Source organism: Nigerium massiliense (assembly GCF_000826085.1).
Taxonomy (GTDB): Bacteria; Actinomycetota; Actinomycetes; order Propionibacteriales; family Propionibacteriaceae; genus Propioniciclava; species Propioniciclava massiliense.
In genome coordinates this window covers 1,383,118-1,403,786 of sequence record NZ_CCYM01000003.1, presented here as the reverse complement: position 1 = coordinate 1,403,786, position 20,669 = coordinate 1,383,118, and the positions used below count along the sequence as shown (strand labels likewise).

The following is a 20,669-nucleotide window of genomic DNA, read 5'->3' as shown; positions in this document are numbered from 1 at the left end:
ACCGTCAGCCGATGACGCCGAGGAGGCGCAGGATCCCCCATAGGATGAAGATCACCGCGGCGATCGCGACGGCCAGGAACGCGACGACCATGGCGACGGCGCGGACGAGGTAGCCGCGCACGTCGGTGTTGACGTGCCGGTTGTCGCGGACGCACTGCTCGAGCAGGCGGTAGTTCTTCCGGTTCGCCCGGTGGGCGACGTCCGCGACGTCGCCGATACCCGGGATGAAGCCCAGGCCGGTGTCGAGCAGCAGGTTGAAGCCCATCCTGGCCAGGACGTGCAGCGGGACGCGCTGCCGGACGGCGTCCACCATGATCGCGCCGGACAGGCCGGTGCCGACCGCGTCGCCGATGCCGGGGACGAGACCGATCAACGCGTCCAGGCCGACGCCGATATCGGTGCCGGGGATCTTGACGAGGTCGTCCATCACGCGCGCGAGGGCGCGGCTGGTGGCGATGTCTCCGTAGTCGCGGGGGCGTCCCGGCTCAGGCGTCGGCATGCGGAAAGCCTACTCAGACGCCGAAGCGGCCGCCCGCGGGTCCCGCCGCGCCCGCGTCCGCCCTGTCCAGCCGCACGACCCGGTCGCAGCGCGCGACGACGTCCGGGTCGTGCGTGATCACCAGCATGGGACGGCCCGCCATCGCCGCCCACAGGTCGTCGAGCAGGGCGTCCGCCGTCGCCGGGTCGAGGTGCTCGCTGGGCTCGTCGAGGATGACCGCCTGGTAGTCGCCGACCAGCAGCCGGGACGCCGCCAGCCGGCGCGCCTCGCCGCCGGAGATCGTCGCGCCGAGTTCGCCGACGAGGCGGTCGGGGTCGATGGGCAGCCCCGCCGAGGACAGAGCGGCGGCCACCTGCTCGGCGGCGGCGTCCTTGTTGCCGATCTTGACGTTCTCGGCCACGGAGGTGGCGAAGAGGTGAGCGTCCTGGGCGAGGTAACCGAGCCGGCCGCGCGTGCGGACGTCCCCTGCCTGCGGCGGGATGAGCCCCAGGATCGTCGCGGCGACCGTGGTCTTGCCGACCCCGGACGGCCCCACCAGCGCGACCCGCTCGCCGTCGCGGACGTGCAGGTCGAACCCGGTCAGCAGCGGTTCGTGGCCGGGCCAGCCGACCGTGACGTCGTCGAGGTCGATCGCGGGCGAGGGGTCGTGCGCGGCGGCGTCCAGGTCGCCGCGGCCCACCGGCGGGGCGTCGAGGACGGCCTGGACGCGGCGCAGCGCGGCGCTCGCGCGGGTGAGGGTCTGGGCGGCCTTCGCGAAGTCGGCGAACACCTCGTGCAGCGCGAGCGGGACGAGGACGAGGACGGCGAGCATCGTGCGGCCGAGGCGTCCGTCGGCGACGGCGTGGCTGCCGATGACCAGGGCCGCGACGACGGCGAACCCCGCGCCCAGGGTCTGGATGGCGGTGGCCACGCCGCGCACCCAGGCGGCGCGCTGTTCGGCGCGGCGGAGGCGTCCGTCGACGGCGAGCATGCGGTCGAGGTAGGCGTCCTCCGCGCCGTAGGCGACGAGGTCGGGGGCGGTGCGGCTGATCTCGTGCACCGCGTCGGCCAGGGCGCCGCGAGCCGGGACCGCCTCGGCGTCCGCGTCGCGCGAGAGCCGTCGGGCCAGCCAGGGCGCGAACGCCGCGGCGACGACCGACGAGGCGAGCAGCACGAGGGCGTCCAGGGGGTCGAAGGCCGCGATCGCGGCCGTCGTACCGAGGATCACCACGCCACCGGACGCGAACGGCACGATCACCCGGACGACCGCGTCGAGCACGGCGTCGACGTCGGCGACGACGCGGGTGAGCAGGTCGCCGCGGCGGCGTCCGAGCAGGGTGGTGGCGGCGAGCGTGGCGTAGGTCTCCAGCCGCAGGGCCGACTGCATCCGCAGCGCGACATCGTGGCCGACGAGCCGCTCGAGGTAGCGGAAGACGCCGCGCGAGATGCCGAAAGCCCGCACGCCGACGGCCGCGGCGGTCAGGTACATCACCGGCGGGTGCTCGGCGGCGCGCGACAGCAGCCAGGCCGCGACCCCCATCAGCGCGACCGACGCCCCGGAGGCCGCGGCGGCCAGCAGCACCGACGCGATCAGCCGCCCGCGACCCCGGTCGACGGTGCCGAGCAACGAGCGCAGCAGGGTGAGCGTGGAGTTCATCGCACATCCTCCCGGGGATCGGCGGGTTCGATACGGACGACGGCGTCCGCGCGCTCGATGACCCGCCGGCGGTGGCTGACGACCACCGCCGTCACCCCCGAGGAACGCAGGGTGTCGAGCAGGGCGATCTCGGCGCCGCTGTCGAGGCCGGCGGTCGGCTCGTCGAGCAGCAGGACGTCGGCGCCGCCCAGCCGGATGCGCAGCAGCGCGCGGGCCGTCGCGACGCGGCGCCGCTCACCGGACGAGAGGCCCTCGCCGTCGTCACCCACGCTGTGGTCGGGGGCGAGCTCGGGGGCGCCGGCGTCCCGCAGCGCGTCGCGCACCTGGTCGTCCGTCGCGGCCGGGAAGCCCAGCCGGACGTTGCCCGCGACGTCCCCGTTCACCATGCCGGGGTTCTGCCCGACGTAGGCGACCCGGCGGCGCCAGGCGGGCAGGGTCGTCGCGTCCAGGCGGTGTCCGTCGACCAGCACCGAGCCCGCGGTGGGTTCGAGGAACCCGAGCAGCGCGTTCAGCACGGTGGTCTTGCCGCCACCCGAGGGCCCGGTGAGGACGACGAACGCGCCCGGTGTGACGTCGAACGTGACGCCCGCGACCGCGGGGTCGTCCGCGCCGGGGTAGGTGTGGCCGAGGTCGCGCACGGCGACCAGCGAGGCCGAGCCGGCCCTGTCCGGGGCCGGGGCGGGGCTCGGACGATGGCCCGATCCGCCGTCCTGGTCGGCACCCTCGATCAGCGCGAACGCGGACGCCGCGGCGGCCGTCCCGTCGGCGGCATCGTGATAGTGCGCGCCGACCTGGCGGACGGGCAGGTACGCCTCCGGCGCGAGGACGAGGACGAACAGCGCGGTGGCCAGGTCGAGGTCGCCGGCAACGACGCGGAAGCCGATGGTCACCGCCACCAGGGCCACCGACAGGGTGGACAGCAACTCCAGCACGAGCGCGGACAGGAACGAGAGGCGCAGCGTCGCCATGGTCTCGGCGCGGTGCGCGGACTGGGTGCGGCGCAAGCCCTCGAGCTGGGCGCGGGCGCGTCCGAACACCTGCAGCGTCGGCAGGCCGGCGACGAGGTCGGCGAAGTGGTTCGCCAGGCGCGTCTGGACGCGCCAGCGCTTCTGCGTGCGCGCCTCGGTCGTCCAGCCGACCAGCGCCATGAACACCGGGATCAGCGGCAGCGTCAGCGCCACGATGATCGCGGAGGTGAGGTCGGCGGTGAGGATGGCGACGCCGATGATCAGCGGCACGGTCACCGCGAGCACGAGCTGGGGCAGGTATTTGGCGTAGTAGCCGTCGAGGGCATCGAGACCCTGGGTGACGAGGGTGATGAGCCCGCCGGACGCCGCCCCGGCGTCCAACGGGCGGGCCAGCCGGGCCGTGACGATGTCGCGCCGCAACTGCGACTTCACCGCGGCGGACGCCCGCTGCGCTAGCCAGTCGCCGGCCCAGCCCAGCGCCGCCTTACCCACGAACACGGCGGCGAGCATCGCCGCGGCCGTGCCCACCCCGTCCAGGGTGCGGGTGGCGAAGACGCCCGCGATCGCGTGCGCGACGAGCCAGGCCTGCGCGAGCGTCAGCGCGGCGTTGACGCAGCCGACGGCGACCGAGGCCACGAGGAACCAGCGGGTGGCCGAGCCCCGCCGGACCAGCCGGGGATCGAGCGGACCCCGGGAACGCCGGACACGGGGCCCCTGGTCGCCAGGGGCCCCGTGTCGCGCGGTGGATGCGGACGCCATCAGTACGACGGCGCGGCTTCCGGTTCGAGCTGCTCGTCGGGGATGTTCTCGACGCCGATCCGGCGACGGTTCACCCAGTACGACCAGGCGGTGTAGGCCAGCACGATCGGCACGAAGATGCCGGCCGCGACGGCCATGATCGTCAGCGTCAGCTCCGAGGACGCCGCGGTCGTCACGTCGAGCGGGCTGTCCGGCACCGCGGTGTTGTCGAACCCGAGGCTCGGCCACATCCGCGCGAACACGCCGACCGCGACGAACACGATGGCCGCGACGGTGCCCACGAACGCGATGCCGTCCCGGCCGGCCCGGCCCGCCAGCAGGCTGACCACCAGGCTGGCCGCGGCCAGCACCAGCAGCACCCAGCCGATCGCGCCGGTGCCGTAGGCGATGTTCGACCACAGCAGGAACACTGCGCCCAGCACGATCGAGACGAGGCCGGCCTTGAGGCTGAACGCCCGGGCGCGGTCGCGCATCTCGCCCTTGGACTTCAGCGCCAGGTAGTTCGCGCCGTGGAACAGGAACAGCGCGACGAGGCAGACGCCGGTGAGCAGCGCGAACGGGTTGAGCAGGCCGAACAGCCCTCGGGTGACCACGTGCAGCGACGGGTTCGCCTCCGCCATCTCGACCGGCAGGCCGATGATGAAGTTGCCGAACGCCACGCCGAACAGGAACGCGACCGCCAGCGAGCCGATGGACGACATCCGGTCGAACGCGTGGCGCCACTCGGTCTCGGGACGCTTCGCCCGGTACTCGAACGCCACACCGCGGACGATGAGCCCCATCAAGATGAGGAACAGCGGGAGGTACAGCCCGGAGAAGAGGGTGGCGTACCACGCGGGGAACGCGGCGAACGTCGCGCCGCCGGCGGTCAACAGCCAGACCTGGTTCCCGTCCCAGACGGGGCCGATGGTGTTGACGATGGTGCGGCGTTCCTTTTCGTTGCGTCCCAGGATCGGGATCAGCATGGCCACGCCGTAGTCGAAGCCCTCGAGGACGAGGTAGCCGGTCCACAGCACGGCGATCAGGAGGAACCACGTGACCTGCAGGCCCGTGGGAGCTACTGCGAGAGGCATGTCAGTTGAATCCTTTCTCTCAGTAGGCGAAGGACAAGGGTTCGTCCTCGTCCTTGACGGTCGGCGTTTCGACGACGGGCAGCCCGGCCTTGGCGTACTTGAACAGCAGCCCCAGCTCGACGACGGCGAGGATCCCGTAGATGAGCGTGTAGACGATCATCGTGAACAGCACCTCGCCCCAGCCGACGCCGGGGGAGACCGCGGACGCCGTGGGCAGCACGCCCGCCACGATCCACGGCTGGCGGCCCATCTCGGTGAAGATCCAGCCGAACGAGTTCCCGAACAGCGGCGCGAGCGGCGCGATCGTCATCAACGCGGTCCACCAGCCGGAGTCCTTGGGGAGGCGTCCCTTGCGGGTGGCCCACAGCGTGTAGAGCCCGATCAGAATGCCGATGAACCCCAGCGTCATCATGATGCGGAACGACCAGTAGCTCACCGGGATGTTCGGGTGCCAGTTCTCCACGCCGATGGCCTGCAGCTTGTCGCGGTAGGCCCGCTGCAGTTCGTTGTTGGGGTTGACGAGCTCGCCCTGGTTGTAGCCGGCCTCCAGGTTGTTGATGCCCTGCACCTCGGCGAAGGCGTCGCCCTCGGCGAGCCAGCCGAGCACGTACGGGACCTTGACCGAGAAGACCTCGCTGCGGCCGTCCAGGGAGCCGATCGTGAACAGCGAGAAGTCGGCCGGCGGCTTGCCGTGGCCACCCTCGGTCTCGTACAACGCCTCGGCGGCCGCCATCTTCATCGGCTGGACGTCGTACATGATCTTGCCCTGGAAGTCGCCGGACAGGATCACGCCGAGGCCGGCGACGACGAGCACCCAGGCGCCGAAGCGGGTCGCCCAGCGGTGGGCGTCCGCGTCCGACTCCTCGCGCGCCGACCAGGCATCGGCGCGAGAGTTGAGCTTGGCGAGATGCCATCCGGAGATCGCCAGGACGAGGCCGCCGCCGGCCATCCACGCGGCCGTGATGGTGTGCGGGAAGGTGGCCAGGAAGACGGGGTTGGTGAGGACGGCGCCGAAGTCGGTCATCTCGGCACGGTCGGTGGCGACGTTGTAGGTGGCGCCGACCGGGTTCTGCATCCAGCTGTTCGCGGCGAGGATGAAGATCGCGCTGAGCGTGGCGCCGATGCCGGCCAGCCAGATGGTCGCCAGGTGCACCTTCTGGGGGAGCTTGTCCCAGCCGAAGATCCACAGCCCGATGAACGTCGACTCAAGGAAGAAGGCCAGCAAGGCCTCCAGCGCCAGCGGCGCCCCGAAGATATCGCCGACGAACCGGGAGTACTCGCTCCAGTTCATGCCGAACTGGAACTCCTGCACGATGCCGGTGACCACGCCCATGGCGAAGTTGATCAGGAACAACTTGCCGAAGAACTTGGTCAGGCGCAGGAACTTGTCATGGCCGGTCTGGACCCACCTCGTCTGCATGACGGCGACGATCAACGACAGCGAGAGCGTCACCGGCACGAAGAAGTAGTGGTAGACCGTTGTGATGCCGAATTGCCATCGGGCAACGGTTTCTGCGTTCATGGGGCGGAATATATATGACGGAGTGTCGTAGATCGCTCCTATGCCTAGGATGACAAACATGGCCCTGCTAGGGGAACTCGAACATCAGGTGATGACGGTGCTGTGGCACCGGACGTCCGCCGCGTCCGTTCGGGAGGTTCACGACGAGCTGTCGGCGCACCGCGAGTTGGCCTACACGACCGTGATGACGGTGCTCGATCGCCTCGCGAAGAAGGGGATCGCGCTGCGCGAGCTTGACGGACGCGCCTGGTTCTACCGTCCGGCCATGTCGTGCGTCGACCTGCACGCCGACGAGATCGTGGCCTTGCTCGACTCCTGCGGCCCGGACAGCCGCGCAGAGATCTGGGCGCGCGTCAGTGAAAAGTTACAGCGCTGAGTCACCCGCGCGGGGGCCGGGAACCGGCTCGCGAGTGCGCACGGGGCGCCGCGTGACGGCGGCGCCCCGTGCGTGTTCGGTGCCGACCCTCAGTTGAACGTGCCCGTGCCGTCGTCGACCATCGTGATGTCGGAGAACTGGGTGTCTCGGTGGTAGACGCGCTTGTTGACGGCCCAGGTGATCACGCCGAGCACCGCTCCGATGGCGATCAGCACCAGGGCGATCCAGAACTGGACGAGCGGGCGTCCGGTCCACGGGCCCACCAGGTAGAAGGTGCACAGCGCCGCGGCGATCGGCACCCAGGTGGGGGCGCGGAAGTGGTCGTGGTCGACCTTGTCCTTGCGCAGCACCAGCACCGCGATGTTGGTCAGCGTGAAGACCGCCAGCAGAAGCAGGGCGGTGGTGCCGCCGAGCTCGGACACCTGCCCGACGAACGTGATCAGCGCCGCGGCGAGGGCCGTGGTGAAGACGATCGAGAACCACGGCGTCCGGCGGCCCTTGAGCACCCAGCCGAACCACGGCGGCAGCACCTGCTGCTTGGCCATGCCGTAGAGCAGGCGCGACGCCATCATCATGTTGATGAGCGCGGTGTTCGCCACGGCGAACATCGAGATGAACGGGAAGATCGCGGCGAACGGCAGCCCCGGGGCGCCCATCTGGACGACGGTGAGCAGCGGCGTCGCGCCGGTCTGGGTCAGCTGGCCGATCGGGACGATGGCGACGGCGGTCAGCGAGACCAGGACGTAGATGATGCCCGTGATGGTCAGGCCGGTCAGCATGATCTTCGGGAAGATGCGGGACGGATCCTTGGTCTCCTCGGCCATGTTGACGGAGTCTTCGAAGCCGACCATGGCGAAGAACGCCACGGACGTCGCCGCCGAGACCGCCAGGAACCAGCTCTTGTCGGACGGGCTCTCGAAGATCATCGTCCGGGAGAAGTCGGCGCGCCCGCCGGCCACCGCCATGAAGCCGACGAAAATGACGATGAGCAGGCCGGACAGCTCGATGAGCGTGAGCACGACGTTCAGCTTCACCGACTCGCCGACGCCGTACAGGTTGATGCCCATCACCAGCGCCATGAAGCAGAGCGCCACCACCGTGATCACCGTCGGATCGGAGGCCATGTGGAAGCCCTTGAGGAAGTTCTCGGCGAAGGCGCGCGACGCGGTGGAGGCCGACGTGATCCCGGAGCACATGACCGTGAACGCCACCATGAAGGTCAGGAAGCCGACGCCGTACGCGCGGTGGGTGTACACGGCGGCGCCGCCGGCCTCCGGGTACTTGGTCACCAGTTCGAGGTAGGCGAACGCCGTCATCAGCGCCACGGCGAAGGCCAGCAGGAAGGGGAGCCACACGGCCCCGCCGACCTCTTTGGCGACGGTTCCGGTGAGGGCGTAGATGCCCGTGCCGAGGATGTCGCCGACGATGAACAGCAGCAACAGGCCGGGGCCCATGACGCGTTTGAGCTCGCCGTCTTCCTCCGACGGGCGGGCGGTGGATGTCTCTGACATGTGTGGTCTCCCAGCGCGTTTTGGTAACTGGCTGGTCACACTTTCGTCCACCGGGGGAGGGTTGACAACAGCGTTGGCGAAAAAGGGGTGCTGGAGCGTCAGGTCCAGGCGCGGCCGTCCCACCAGGAGCGCTCGCCGTCGACGTCATACCAGCCGGGCACGAGCCGGCTCTCCCGGATGGGCTCGCTGTCGCCCGGACGCGTCACGACCGGGCCGTCCTGCACCCACTCGCGCCGAGACCGCCACAGCGCGCCGGCGAGCGCCGACGCGGCCCCCACCGACATCACGGCGAGGCCCCAGGCTCCGGCCAGGGTGGGCGGGGTGTCCTGCCCCTGGGCGTGCGTGGCGTCCAGCAGGGAGGTCAGCACGAGCATCCAGTCGCCCAGGACGAACAACCCGCCCGCCGCGACGACGGGCACGGACGCCCAGCGCAGCCAACGAGCCCGCTCGGCCCGATGGACGGTCGCCAGCCCCGCGGCCAGCAGCACGAGCAGCCCGGCGATCACCGACAGCACGATGCGGTAGGGCCCGGCTCCGATCTCCTCGTCGATGGACGCCCCGCCGCGCGTCAGCCACGGACCCCACGCGCCCACTGCCAGCGCGACTCCGCCGAGCCCGAGCCCGAGCGCGGGCCGGGTGTTGTTCAGGCGCTCCGCGATCATGCGTCCGATCGTAGCGGGGAGGCGTCGACGCCCCGGCCGCGCGGGCCGGGGCGTCGGCTGCCCGGGCTAGGCGGTGGCGGCCGCCTGGAACTGCGCCTGGTAGAGGTCGTGGTAGGCGCCGCCGGCGCGGACCAACTCGTCGTGGCTGCCCTGCTCGACGATGCGGCCGTCCTCCATGACGAGGATGACGTCCGCGTCGCGGATCGTGGAGAGCCGGTGGGCGATGACGAAGCTCGTCCGATCGGCGCGCAGCGCGGCCATCGCCTGCTGCACGAGCAGCTCGGTGCGGGTGTCGACGGAGCTCGTCGCCTCGTCCAGCACCAGCACGGACGGGTTCGACAGGAACGCTCGGGCGATCGTGATCAGCTGCTTCTCTCCGGCCGACACGTTCGAGCCCTCCTCGTCGATCATCGTGTCGTAGCCGTCCGGCAACGCGTGCACGAACCGGTCCACGTAGGCGGCGGTGGCCGCGGCGACGACCTCATCGTGGGTAGCGCCGGGGCGTCCGTAGGCGATGTTGTCGGCGATCGTGCCGTGGAACAGCCAGGTGTCCTGCAGCACCATGCCGATCTCGTCGCGCAGCGCCTGCCGGGGGACCGCGGTGATGTCGGTGCCGTCTAGGGTGATGCGACCGCCCTGCACCTCGTAGAACCGCAGGAACAGATTGACGACCGTGGTCTTGCCCGCGCCGGTCGGACCGACGATCGCGACCGTCGAGCCGGGCTCGGCCACGAAGGAGAGGTCCTCGATGAGCGGCTTGTCGGGCGAGTAGCTGAAGTCGACGTGCTCGAACGCGACCCGGCCCTTGACTGGCGCGAGGGTGCCCTGCTCATCGGGGGACTGCTCGTCGGCGTCCAGCACCTGGAAGACCCGCTCGGCGGACGCGACGCCCGACTGCAGAAGGTTCGACATGGACGCCAGCTGCGTCACCGGCTGGGTGAACATGCGCGAGTACTGGATGAATGCCTGGACGGCGCCGAGCGTCATCTGGCCCGTGGCGACGCGCAGGCCGCCGACGACCGCGATGGCGACGTAGTTCAGGTTCCCGATGAAGAACATCACCGGCATCATCACGCCCGAGATGAACTGCGCCGCGAACGCATTGGCGAAGAGGTCGTCGTTCTGCCGGGCGAAAGCCTCGCGGGCCTCGCGCTGGCGTCCGAACACCTTGACGAGTGCGTGGCCGGTGTACGACTCCTCGATGGTGCCGTTGAGCACGCCCGTCGCGGCCCACATGCCCGCGAACTTGCTCTGGGCGCGCTTGCCGATCAGGACGGCGGCGCCCATCATCACGGGCACCGCGATGATCGCGATCACGGCGAGCATCGGCGAGACCACGAACATCATGATGAGCACGCCGATCACCGTCATCAGGTTCTGCAGCATCTGGCTCAGCGTCTGCTGGAGCGACTGGGCGATGTTGTCGATGTCGTTGGTGACGCGGCTGAGCAGCTCGCCGCGCGGCTGGCCGTCGAAGTAGGCCAGCGGCAGCCGGTTCAGCTTCTCGGAGGTCTGTTGGCGCATGCGGTAGACCGTGCGCTGGACGACGTTGTTGAGCAGCCAGCCCTGGGCGAACATGAACGCCCCGGCCACGGCGAACAGGCCGATGCCGAGCGCGACGACCTGGCCGAGGTGCTCGATGTCGATGCCCCGGCCGATCGTGACGTTCATGGTGGCGACCATGTCGGCGATGTTGTTCTGCCCGGCCGCCCGCAGCGCCGCGACGGCCTGCTCCGTGCTGGTGCCGGCCGGGAACCGCTCGCCCAGCGCGCGGCCGAGGACGCCCGCGAAGACGATGTTGGTCGCCTGGCCGAGGATGGCGGGGCCGACCACGTTGAACACGACGCTGATCACCGTCAGCGCGACGACCACGATGATCAGCGTGCGCTCGGGGCGCAGCATGCCGAGCAGTCGGCGCAGCGACGGCAGGAAGTTGATCGCCTTCTCGCCGGTGCCGCGCCCGTGCATCGGGCCGCCGCCGGTGCGGGCCGGGCCGTGCTTCGGTCGATCGGGGGCCTGGGTGACCCTCTGGGTGGGCTTGTCCGAACGGGTGCTCATGCCGCCTCCTCGATCTGGTGCTGCGACTCGACGATCTCGGCGTACGTGGGGCAGGTCGCCACGAGCTCGTCATGGGTGCCGATGCCGTCGACCCGGCCGTGGTCGAGGACGACGATCTGGTCGGCGTTGCGGATGGTGGAGACGCGCTGGGCGACGATGAGGACCGCGGCGTCCTGGGTCTCGGGGGAGAGAGCCGCCCGCAGGCGGGCGTCGGTGCCGACGTCGAGGGCCGAGAACGAGTCGTCGAAGACGTAGACGTCCGGGCGCTTGATGAGGGCGCGGGCGATCGACAGCCGCTGACGCTGCCCGCCGGAGACGTTCGTGCCGCCCTGGGCGATCGGGGCGTCCAGCTTCTCGGGCATCGCGGCGACGAAGTCGTCCGCCTGGGCCACCTTCAGCGCGTGCCACATGTCCTCCTTCGTGGCGCCGGGGCGTCCCATCTCGAGGTTGGAGGCGACCGTTCCGGTGAACAGGTAGGCCTTCTGCGGGACGAGGCCGATGCGGCTCCACAGCAGGTCGGGATCGAGCTCGCGGACATCCACCCCGTCGATCAGGACGCGGCCGCCGGTGACGTCCATCAGCCGCGGGATCAGGTTCACCATCGTCGACTTTCCGGCGCCGGTGGAGCCCACGATGGCCGTGGTCTGCCCGGCCCGGACGGAGAAGCTGACGTCGTCGAGGACGGCGTGCTCGGCGCCCGGGTAGCGGAACGTGACGTGGTCGAACTCGATCGCACCGGCGTGATCGAGGGACGTGACCGGATCGGCCGCGGGGACGACGGTGGACTCGGTGCCGAGGACCTCCTGGATGCGGCCCGCGCAGACGCTGGCCCGGGGCGCCATCATCAGCATCATCGTGCTCATCATCACCGACATCAGGATCTGCATGAGGTACTGCAGAAACGCGGTGAGCTGGCCCACCTGCATCTGGCCCGCGTCGATGCGGAGGCCGCCGAACCACATCACGCCGATCGAGGACGCGTTCATGATGAACATCACCGTCGGCATCATCGTGAGCATGCGGCGTCCGACCCGCAGGGACGTGTCGGTGAGCTCGCCGTTGGCCTTGGCGAACCGTTCGCTCTCGTAGGGCTCGCGCACGAACGCCCGGATGACGCGCAGGCCGCTGATCTGTTCGCGGAGCACGCGGTTGAGGTTGTCGGTACGCACCTGCATCTGCTTGAACAGCGGCATCGCCTGCACGACGATCGCGCCCACGATGCCGGCGAGCAACGCGACGGCGACGGCGATGATCCACGACAGGCCGACGTCCTCGCGCAGCGCCATGACGATGCCGCCGACCATCATGATCGGCGCGCTGACGATCATGATCGCGCTCATCAGCACCAGCTGTTGCACCTGCTGGACGTCGTTGGTGGTGCGGGTGATCAGGGACGGCGCGCCGAACGTGTTCATCTCGCGGGTGGAGAAGTCGAGGGTGCGGTCGAAGATCGCGGCGCGGACGTCGCGCCCGAACGACATGGCGGTCTTGGCGCCGAAGTAGGTGGCGCCGATCTGGCCGGCGACCTGCACCAGCGTCACGCCCAGCATCAGCAGTCCGGTGCGGCCGATGTAGCCCGTGTCGCCGCGGCTGACGCCCTGGTCGATGATGGCCGCGTTGAGCGACGGGAGGTAGAGCGACGCGGCGACCTGCACGAGTTGCAGGACGCAGACCATCGCGATGAGGCCGGTGTACGGCCTCAGGAAGCGGCGGAGAAGCCTGATCAGCATGGGGTTTCCTTCGAGAAGCCGGTCAGCAGGATGGCGGCCAGGTCGGCCGGGGTCTGTTCGGTGGTGTCGGTGCTCGCCGAGAGGAACGAGGCGCCGATGCTCAACGCCTCGATGGCCCGGGCGGCCTGGCGCGGCGGGACGCTCAGGGCGTCCGCGTGGGGGAGGAGGAGGGCCTCGATGGTCTCGGCGATGCGGGTTTCGCGCGCCGGCGGGCGGCGGCAGCCGCCCTCGCCCCGGATGGAGGGGTGGTGGCGCAGGGCGAGCAGGCTGCGCAGCTCGCGCGAGCGCGCGGTGAGCACGCGGATGATGCCCTCGACGAGGCCGGCGAGATCGGTGCCATCCAGCTTCTGCAGACGCCCGACGACGGGCGCCGCGGACGCCTCGGTGGCCACGACCTCGGCGATGAGTTCCTCTTTGGAGGAGAAGACCCGGAAGATCGTGCCCTCGGCGATGCCGCAGGCGGCGGCGATCTGCCGGGTCGACGTCGCCAGGCCGTGCTCGAGCAGCAGGGGGCGGGTGGCGTCCAAGATGGCCGGCGGCGCGGGACATGGGACTCCAGGAGTGGTGGGGGCGAACGGTCTTTCGTCGGCGGCGCTGAGCCGCCCGATGGGGTGGCGGGAGGATAGGCCGCGGACGATTCTAGTGAGTGAGTGCTCACTCACAAGCTCCGGGACGCCGCGGCGGGCGAACGTTCACCGCGGACGCGTCCGACTGCACTGATGGCAATGGTTAGGGTGAGCGCTCGGGAGGATCACATGGGCGAGGTGTTCGTGCGGGCCGCGGTGCTCATCGCGATCATCGGCATGGGGTACGGCATCAAGCGGCTGGGCTGGGTTTCGCTCGACGACTTTCCGACCATCTCCCGCGTCGTCCTGCGCATCACGCTGCCGTGCGCGCTGATCACCAGCTTCAACGAGTTCCACCTCACCCCCGGGCTGCTGCTCCTCTGCGTTATCGGAGCGGCGGCGGTCCTGAGCCAGCAGGTGGCGGTGGGGGCGCTCGAGCGGCGCCGGGGGCGTCCGGCCCAGGCGTTCGGGGTCATCAACGTGCCCAACTACAACATCGGCCTGTTCGCGATGCCCTACGTCGCGACGTTCGCTGGGCCCCAGGCCATCGTGCTGACCGCGCTGTTCGACCTGGGGAACTCCCTGGTCTCGGCGGGGATCGGCTACGGCTGGGGGCTGATGTGGGCGCGACCGCAGCTGCGAGTGACGGTCGCGAAGTTCGTCCGGCAGGTGTTCAGCTCGGCGGTGTTCGATACGTACCTGGCGCTGCTGATCCTGCGGCTGCTGGACGTGGCGCTGCCGCCGCCGGTGATCGCGTTCACGTCCACGGTCGGCGGGGCCAACACCTTCCTGGCGATGCTCATGATCGGCATCGGGCTGGAGGTCGTGCTGTCTCCGGCCAAGTACGCCACGGCGGCCCGCTACCTCGGCTACCGCTACGGCTTCGCGCTGCTGTTCGCGCTCGTGGTGTGGTTCGCCCTGCCGCTGGATGCGCCGGTGAAGGTCGTGCTGTGCATGGTGTTCTTCGCGCCGATGGCGGCGATGGTTACGGGTTTCACGGGCGAGGCCGGCCTCGACGTCGAGGTGTCGGCGTTCATGACGTCCTTGACGACACTGGTCGCGGTGGTGGCGATGCCGGCGATCTTCCTCGTCCTGTCGCCGTGAGAGCTGGGGTGCCGCGCGGGGAAGCTATTGTCGCGCCATGACCGACGACGCGCTCACGCCCGGACCCTGGGCCGCAGTGATCAACCCCTCGAAGTTTGACGATGGGGGAGACGCGGCCCGCGACCTGGTGCGCCGGACGGCGTCCGACTACGGCTGGCCCGAACCGGTGTTCCACGAGACGACGATCGAGGACCCCGGCACCGGGCAGGCCGAGCAGGCTCTGGCGGACGGCGCGGAACTGGTGATCGCGGTGGGCGGCGACGGGACGATCCGCTCGGTGGCCGAGGCGCTGAGGGGCAGCGGCGTCCCCATGGGGCTGGTGCCGATGGGGACGGGCAACCTGCTGGCCCGCGCGCTGGCCACCCCGCTCGACCTGGAGAACGCCGTGGACACCGTGTTCAGCGGGGGAACCCGCAAGATCGACGTCGGCCACATCACCGCCGACGACCGTGACCCCGAGGTGTTCTTGGTGATGGCCGGCCTCGGGCTGGACGCCGACATCATGGCCACGGCCGACGACACGCTGAAGGCCAAGGTGGGCTGGCTCGCCTATGTGGTCGCCGGGGCGAAGAACCTGTTCAACAAGGGCTTTCGCGTCTGGGCGGACGCCGACGGCGCGCAGCACAACAGCCAGCACGCCCGCACCGTGCTGATCGGCAATGTCGGGCAGATCCAGGGCGGCGTGATGATCATGCCCGAGGCGCTGCTCGACGACGGCCTCATCGACGTGCTGTTCGTCGCGCCCCGCGGGCCGCTGGGCTGGGGTGCTGTCGCGCTGAACATCCTGACCCGTGGCCGCCGTGGACACGGCGAACTGAAGCGCACGCAATGCAAGAAGGTGACCGTCCGGGCCCGCAAGCCCATCGAGGCGCAGATCGACGGGGACACCATCGGCGCCGTCCGCCAGCTGGTGTGCACGGTGGAACAGGAGGCCCTCGAGGTGCGCATCCCGCCGGCCGATCCGGAATAGCGTCGGATGCCGGCGCTTGACCTTGCCGTCACGTCAACGTCTAGCGTCGCCGGCATGACCATCTCGATCATCGACAGCGCGGCGGCCATGCGACAGGTGCTGGACGCGCCGCCGTCCGTCCGGGCCGAGGCGGTGCGCGAACTGTGGGCGCCCCTGGCGGGCATGTACCACTTCATCCCCGGCGGGGTCGACTTGGCCGAGGTCCACCGGCAGAGCTTCGGCTTCCCGTTCGAGGGCACGGACGCCGTCGACGCGCGGCTGCGGGTGGGTCTCGACGCGCTCGAGGGCGCCCGGGTCTGGCAGCGGGCGCGGCAGGCGCTGGACGACAGCATCGCCGCGCTGACCGCCGCCGTGCCTGGCCTGGCCGTGCCCGATCTGCGGTTGCTGTTGCTCCTCGGCGACCCGACGAGCGACCACTTCATGACCGAGATCCAGGGGCTCTCCGCGTTCGGGGGCATCAGTGGCTTCATCGCCATCACCATCTGGCCCCACCCGCAGGTGCTCGACAGGCTGGAGGCGCTCGTGGCCCACGAGCTGCACCACAACGTGCGTTACTCGCCGGGCGGCGTCATCTGGGACCCCGCGACGGTGACCGTGGGCGAGCACGTCGTGGCCGAGGGCCTCGCCGACACCTTCGCCTCCGAGCTGTACGGCCCGGTCGGCGCCACGCACTTCGTCAGCGAGCGCACGCGGACCGACGACGCGGTGCTGGCCAAGGTCGCCTCCGGGCTCGGCGTCACCGGCATGGCCGACTTCACCGCCTGGGTGCTCGGGGACGCCAGCGCGCGGCTGTTCGGTGGCCGGCCGGTCGGGCTGCCCACCGGCGCCGGGTACGCGGCGGGCGCGCGGCTCGTCCGGGCCTACCTGGAGGAGACCGGCTCGACCGCGGCCGCCGCCGTCCACGCTCCCGCGGCCGACGTCCTCGACGTCGCCCTGCCTCGGCTCGGCCTGGTGCCCGGCTCGGCAGACTGAGCACGTCCGACGAAACGAAGGAGCGGCCGTGGAGTGGACCGTGAGCGAGCTGGCCGACCGCGCCGGGATCAGCGGGCGGACGCTGCGGCACTACCACCAGATCGGCCTGCTCGAACCCGACCGGATCGGGACGAACGGGTATCGCTACTACGGATCGGCCGCGGTGGCGAGGCTGCAGCGCATCCTGCTGCTGCGCGAGGCGGGCATGGGGTTGCGGCTGATCGCGGACATCCTGGCCGCCGACACGACGACGGAGGCGGAGATCGAGGCCCTCGTCGCCCACCTCGAGTCTCTCGCCGCCGAACGTGACGCCCTCGACCGGCGCATCCGAGCGGTGGAGCACACCGTCCGGAGGCGCCGGGAGGGCCGCGAGCCGCGCATGGACGTCATGCTCGAGGGTTTCAACGACCGGTACGAGCAGGAGGTGGTGCGCCGTTGGGGACGGGAAGCTTTCGAGGCGTCCAATCGCTGGTGGCACGCCAAAGGCCCCGGGCAGCAACGGGAATGGAAGGCGAGGGCCGAGACGCTGCTTGGGCGCTGGGCAGAACTCCAAGGCGCGGGAGTGCCGCCGGACTCGCCCGCAGCCCAGGATCACGCGGCGACCCACCTGTCCTGGTTCGCGGAGATCCCGGGGACGCCCACGCACGCCGGCGATCGCGACCGCTCCGCGGCCATGGTCCGCGGCATGGCCGCGCTGTACGAGACCGACCCCGACTTCCACGAGACGTTCGGCAGCGTCGAGGCGGCCCGCCTCGCGGCCGCCGCGTTGCGCCTCCACGTCGCCCTGCCGTCGGGGACCGGCGCCGGTGTCGCGGATCGACCCGCCGCCGAGGGCGGTGCCGGGGAATAGCGGGCGAGCGCCCAGCGCTGTCGCTACCGGAACCCTGAACGGACGAGTGAAGGAGCACGACCGATGACGAACACGCTGCACGACGGACTTCCCCTGGCCCTGGGCGGCAACACCTTCGGCTGGACGACCGATGACGATCAGTCCTTCGCGGTGTTGGACGCCTTCGTCGACGCGGGAGGCACGCACATCGACACCGCCGACGTCTACTCGGCGTGGGCCGAAGGCAACTCCGGCGGCGAGTCGGAGAGCGTGATCGGCAGGTGGCTGCAGCGCACGGGGCGCCGCGACGACGTCTTCCTGGCGACCAAGGTCGGCTCGCACCCGAAGCACCAGGGCCTGGCCGCGGACAACGTCCGCGCCGCCCTGCAGGAGTCGCTGCAGCGCCTGGGCACCGACCACGTCGACCTCTACTACGCCCACTACGACGACGAGTCCCAGTCGCCGGACGAGTTGGCGGCCACGTTCGGCGGCCTCGTCAAGGACGGCCTGGTGCGCAACATCGGGCTGTCGAACCTGAGCCCGGAGCGCGAGCAGGCCTGGATCGACGCGGCGACGTCCGCGGGCGTGGCCGTCCCGGTCGCGATCCAGCCGCAGTACTCGCTGGCGCACCGCGCCGACTTCGAGGGCGGCTACCGGGCGATCGCCGAGGCGAACGGCCTCGCGGTGTTCAGCTACTTCTCGCTGGCGTCCGGCCTGCTGACCGGAAAGTACCGCAGCAAGGAGGACATCGCGGGCACCGCCCGGGCGTCCTTCCTCGAGGCCAGCGCCACCGACGACGCGTTCGCCCTGGTGACCACCCTGACCGAGGTCGCCGGTCGCCACGACGTCGAGCCAGCCACGGTCGCCTTGGCCTGGCTGCTCGCCAAGGGCGTCACGGCACCGATCGCGTCCGCGCGGACGCCGGAGCAGCTCGCGCCGCTCGTCGCGTCGTCCGAACTGACGCTCACGGCCGGCGACATCGCCGACCTCGACCGGGCCTCCCAGCCGTTCGCCTGACGGACGGCCGCGGGCTCACCCCTGCGGCGCCTCCCCGAAGCCGCCGTCCGCCCAGGCCTGCAACGCGTCGCGCGCCTGGGCGGCGTCCGGGCCGGTGATCGTGGCGCGCAGCTCGTCGCCGTTGCGCGCGTCCAGGGTGGTCAGCATGAGCATGTTGGCCGCCGGCACCGGCCCGTTGCCGTTGGTGACATCGGTGAGTTGAACGTCGGCGTCCGCGTCGCTGAGCGCCTGCACGAGAACCGCCGCCGGCCGTGCGTGCAGGCCGTGTGGGTTGCTCAGGGTGGCGCTCCAGGTGAGTTCGCCCTCCTCGGACGCCTCGCCGTCCGGCTCCTCGGACACCGGCGCGTCCTGCGCCCCCAGGTGCTCCTGCTTCGCGCGGAGCCCGCCCTCGGCGTCGGAGGCGACGGCGTCCAGGCCGGCCCCGGTCGAGGCTGTGACGAACGCCGCGATGAGCCCCTCGACGAGCGGCGCCGGGGAGAGGCGCACGCGCGCGGCGACGTCGGGGTCGACGAACTCCAGCGCCATCTCGGCCGAGAGGATCGCGCTGCCGAGATCGAGCACCACCAGAACCCCGTCGGCGGGGTCGTCGCCGCCGAGTAGGGACTCGAGAGCGGTGGAAATCGCCTCGGCATCCGTGCCGAGGGTGTCCTCGTCGAGACCCGCGGCCACCTCCACGCGGGGGCGCCGCTCAGCGGGGACCATCTCCTCGGCCAGAGCGACGGCGGCGCGCGCGAGCGCTCGCGAGTGCGAGACGACGACGAAGCCGACCATCAGGCGAGCGTCCTCGCGGCGCTCTCGAGCAGCAGGGTGACGCTGGTCGCCCCCGGATCCTGCACGCCCTTGCTCCGCTCGCCGAGGTAGGACGCCCGGCCCTTGTGGGCGACCAGGTCGACCGTCGAGTCGCGGCCCTCGGCGCACGCCGCGGCGGCTGCCTGCAGCGCCTGCCCGAACTCCGCACCGCCCGTCACGGCTTCGTCGTACGCATCGACGGCCGGGGTCAGGGCGTCCACCATCGTCTTGTCCCCGACCTTCGCCTTGCCGCGGTCGAGGATGCCCTGCAGGCCTGCGCGGAGCGCCTTGCCCCAGACCTCCGGGGTCGCGTCGCCGCTGCTCGGCAACTCCTTGGCGAGGCGGAGGAAGAACGTCCCGTACAGCGGGCCGGAAGCGCCGCCCACGGAGTTCACCAGGGTCATGCCGACCTTCTTCAGCAGCGCCGGAGCGTCCGGGAATTCGGAGCCCAGGGCGCAGACGGCCTTCATGCCGCGGTTCATGTTCGAGCCGTGGTCGGCGTCGCCGATCTGGCGGTCGAGATCGGTCAGCAGCTCGGCGTTCTCGGCGATGGACGCCGCGAAGTCGGCCATCCAGGCGGCGGCCTTGTCGGCGGTGAGCGCGGTCATCAGCACCCCCACCTCAGGCCGGGGGTGTTCACCGGAGCGTCCCAGAGTTTGAGGAGCTCGTCGTCCGCCTTCAGCAGGGTCAGCGAGCAGCCGGCCATCTCCAGCGAGGTGATGTAGTTGCCGACCAGGTTGCGTGCGACCTTCACGCCGGCCTTCTCGAGGATCTTCGTGACCTCGCCGTACATCAGGTACAGCTCGAGCAGCGGGGTGCCGCCCATGCCGTTCATCATCGCGATGACGTCGCCGCCGAATTCGAGGTCGGCCAGGATCGGCTCGACCAGCATCTGCGCCATGTCGGACGCCGGCGCCAGCTTCTTGCGCTCGCGGCCCGGCTCTCCGTGGATGCCGATGCCGAGCTCGAACTCGTCCTCGCCGAGGTCGAAGGTGGGCTTTCCCGCGGCCGGAACCGTGCAGGACGTCAGCGCCAGCCCCAGCGAGCGGCCCTGGCCGTTGACCTTCTTGGCCAGCTCGACGATCGCGTCGAGGTCGCGACCCTCCTCGGCGCCCGCGCCGACGATCTTCTCCAGCAGGACGGTCAGGCCGACGCCGCGGCGTCCGGCCGTGTAGAGGGAGTCGGTCACCGCGACGTCGTCGTCGACGACCACGGATTCGACCCGGACGTCCGCCTCCTCGGCGGCCATCTCGGCCGCCATCTCGAAGTTCATGACGTCGCCGGTGTAGTTCTTCACGATGTGCAGGACGCCCGCCCCGCCGTCGACGGCGGCGGTCGCGACCTGCATCTGCTCGGGGACGGGGGAGGTGAACACCTCGCCGGCGCAGGCGGCGTCCAACATGCCGCGCCCGACGAACCCGCCATGCATCGGCTCGTGCCCCGAGCCGCCGCCGGACACGAGGCCGACCTTGCCCTTCACGGGGGCGTCCGCGCGGATGATCAGGTGGTGCTCGTGATCGACTCGGACGCGGTCCGAGTGAGCGGCTTCGATTCCCCGCAGGGCATCGCCGACGACGGTGTCGGCGTCGTTGATGAGCTTCTTCATGGCCCCAGTTAACCCGCCGCGG

Annotated in this window: 19 protein-coding genes and 1 pseudogene; 6 read left to right on the top strand and 14 right to left on the bottom strand. The window is 70.7% G+C overall.

Going from position 1 to position 20,669, the window contains the following annotated elements; genetic code table 11:
* Nucleotides 1–4: 4 nt before the first annotated feature.
* The 5 genes from BN1187_RS12965 to BN1187_RS12945 all read right to left on the bottom strand — a co-directional run bounded on the left by BN1187_RS12965 (nucleotide 5) and on the right by BN1187_RS12945 (nucleotide 6,457).
* On the bottom strand, nucleotides 5–499 hold the full coding sequence (locus BN1187_RS12965; RefSeq protein WP_072042076.1) for a DUF4112 domain-containing protein: 495 nt from the start codon (nucleotides 497–499) through the stop codon (nucleotides 5–7).
* A 13-nt stretch (nucleotides 500–512) separates the two neighbouring features.
* Nucleotides 513–2,135 carry a thiol reductant ABC exporter subunit CydC gene (cydC, locus tag BN1187_RS12960; RefSeq protein ID WP_052462696.1) on the bottom strand — a complete coding sequence of 541 codons (1,623 nt, stop codon included), beginning with the start codon at nucleotides 2,133–2,135 and terminating at the stop codon, nucleotides 513–515.
* On the bottom strand, nucleotides 2,132–3,739 hold the full coding sequence (gene cydD, locus BN1187_RS12955) for a thiol reductant ABC exporter subunit CydD (protein ID WP_040163361.1): 1,608 nt from the start codon (nucleotides 3,737–3,739) through the stop codon (nucleotides 2,132–2,134). The genes cydC and cydD overlap by 4 nt, the downstream gene beginning before the upstream one ends.
* 122 nt (nucleotides 3,740–3,861) lie before the next feature.
* Entirely contained in the window at nucleotides 3,862–4,935 is a 1,074-nt protein-coding gene (cydB, locus tag BN1187_RS12950; protein ID WP_052462695.1) for a cytochrome d ubiquinol oxidase subunit II, read from the bottom strand.
* A 19-nt stretch (nucleotides 4,936–4,954) separates the two neighbouring features.
* A complete protein-coding gene (locus BN1187_RS12945) occupies nucleotides 4,955–6,457 on the bottom strand; it encodes a cytochrome ubiquinol oxidase subunit I (protein ID WP_040162357.1) in 1,503 nt (500 codons plus the stop codon).
* A 58-nt stretch (nucleotides 6,458–6,515) separates the two neighbouring features.
* Between BN1187_RS12945 and BN1187_RS12940 the strand changes: the two genes are divergently transcribed.
* Entirely contained in the window at nucleotides 6,516–6,833 is a 318-nt protein-coding gene (locus BN1187_RS12940) for a BlaI/MecI/CopY family transcriptional regulator (protein ID WP_052462694.1), read from the top strand.
* Between the two features lie 89 nt (nucleotides 6,834–6,922).
* Here BN1187_RS12940 and BN1187_RS12935 read toward each other — a convergent pair whose 3' ends face one another.
* The 5 genes from BN1187_RS12935 to BN1187_RS12915 all read right to left on the bottom strand — a co-directional run bounded on the left by BN1187_RS12935 (nucleotide 6,923) and on the right by BN1187_RS12915 (nucleotide 13,321).
* A complete protein-coding gene (locus BN1187_RS12935; RefSeq protein WP_040162354.1) occupies nucleotides 6,923–8,344 on the bottom strand; it encodes an APC family permease in 1,422 nt (473 codons plus the stop codon).
* 98 nt (nucleotides 8,345–8,442) lie between these two features.
* Nucleotides 8,443–9,006 (bottom strand): hypothetical protein, encoded by a 564-nt coding sequence (locus tag BN1187_RS12930; protein WP_040162351.1) that lies wholly within the window; start codon nucleotides 9,004–9,006, stop codon nucleotides 8,443–8,445.
* 66 nt (nucleotides 9,007–9,072) lie between these two features.
* Nucleotides 9,073–11,064, bottom strand: coding sequence for an ABC transporter ATP-binding protein (locus BN1187_RS12925; protein ID WP_052462693.1), 1,992 nt, complete (start codon nucleotides 11,062–11,064; stop codon nucleotides 9,073–9,075).
* Nucleotides 11,061–12,794 carry an ABC transporter ATP-binding protein gene (locus tag BN1187_RS12920; protein WP_040162348.1) on the bottom strand — a complete coding sequence of 578 codons (1,734 nt, stop codon included), beginning with the start codon at nucleotides 12,792–12,794 and terminating at the stop codon, nucleotides 11,061–11,063. Before BN1187_RS12920 ends, BN1187_RS12925 begins: the two co-directional genes overlap by 4 nt.
* Nucleotides 12,788–13,321 (bottom strand): TetR/AcrR family transcriptional regulator, encoded by a 534-nt coding sequence (locus tag BN1187_RS12915; protein WP_052462692.1) that lies wholly within the window; start codon nucleotides 13,319–13,321, stop codon nucleotides 12,788–12,790. Before BN1187_RS12915 ends, BN1187_RS12920 begins: the two co-directional genes overlap by 7 nt.
* Nucleotides 13,322–13,549: 228 nt before the next feature.
* On the opposite strand from BN1187_RS12915, the gene BN1187_RS12910 reads away from it, so the two are divergent.
* The 5 genes from BN1187_RS12910 (at nucleotide 13,550) to BN1187_RS12890 (ending at nucleotide 18,252) form a co-directional block, all read left to right on the top strand.
* Nucleotides 13,550–14,464 carry an AEC family transporter gene (locus BN1187_RS12910; protein WP_040162345.1) on the top strand — a complete coding sequence of 305 codons (915 nt, stop codon included), beginning with the start codon at nucleotides 13,550–13,552 and terminating at the stop codon, nucleotides 14,462–14,464.
* Between the two features lie 37 nt (nucleotides 14,465–14,501).
* Nucleotides 14,502–15,434 (top strand): diacylglycerol/lipid kinase family protein, encoded by a 933-nt coding sequence (locus BN1187_RS12905; protein WP_040162343.1) that lies wholly within the window; start codon nucleotides 14,502–14,504, stop codon nucleotides 15,432–15,434.
* Between the two features lie 54 nt (nucleotides 15,435–15,488).
* On the top strand, nucleotides 15,489–16,406 hold the full coding sequence (locus BN1187_RS12900) for a DUF2268 domain-containing putative Zn-dependent protease (RefSeq protein WP_040162341.1): 918 nt from the start codon (nucleotides 15,489–15,491) through the stop codon (nucleotides 16,404–16,406).
* Nucleotides 16,407–16,434: 28 nt separating this feature from the next.
* Nucleotides 16,435–17,256, top strand: a complete 822-nt coding sequence (locus tag BN1187_RS12895) for a MerR family transcriptional regulator (RefSeq protein WP_052462691.1) — start codon at nucleotides 16,435–16,437, stop codon at nucleotides 17,254–17,256.
* A gap of 63 nt (nucleotides 17,257–17,319) precedes the next feature.
* Nucleotides 17,320–18,252 (top strand): aldo/keto reductase, encoded by a 933-nt coding sequence (locus BN1187_RS12890; protein WP_040162338.1) that lies wholly within the window; start codon nucleotides 17,320–17,322, stop codon nucleotides 18,250–18,252.
* A gap of 15 nt (nucleotides 18,253–18,267) precedes the next feature.
* Here the strand turns inward: BN1187_RS12890 and BN1187_RS14950 are convergent, their stop codons facing one another.
* The 4 genes and pseudogenes from BN1187_RS14950 to dhaK form a co-directional block, all read right to left on the bottom strand.
* Nucleotides 18,268–18,591 (bottom strand): HPr family phosphocarrier protein, encoded by a 324-nt coding sequence (locus tag BN1187_RS14950; RefSeq protein ID WP_261795336.1) that lies wholly within the window; start codon nucleotides 18,589–18,591, stop codon nucleotides 18,268–18,270.
* Nucleotides 18,592–18,609: 18 nt separating this feature from the next.
* A pseudogene (gene dhaM, locus BN1187_RS14945) lies at nucleotides 18,610–19,023 on the bottom strand (dihydroxyacetone kinase phosphoryl donor subunit DhaM); the annotation flags it as partial.
* Nucleotides 19,023–19,661 (bottom strand): dihydroxyacetone kinase subunit DhaL, encoded by a 639-nt coding sequence (gene dhaL, locus BN1187_RS12880; protein ID WP_040162334.1) that lies wholly within the window; start codon nucleotides 19,659–19,661, stop codon nucleotides 19,023–19,025. The gene dhaL and the pseudogene dhaM, both read right to left, overlap by 1 nt.
* The gene (dhaK, locus tag BN1187_RS12875) at nucleotides 19,649–20,647 is read right to left on the bottom strand and encodes a dihydroxyacetone kinase subunit DhaK (protein WP_040162332.1); all 999 of its coding nucleotides are present in this window, start codon (nucleotides 20,645–20,647) and stop codon (nucleotides 19,649–19,651) included. The genes dhaL and dhaK overlap by 13 nt, the downstream gene beginning before the upstream one ends.
* Nucleotides 20,648–20,669 lie beyond the last annotated feature (22 nt).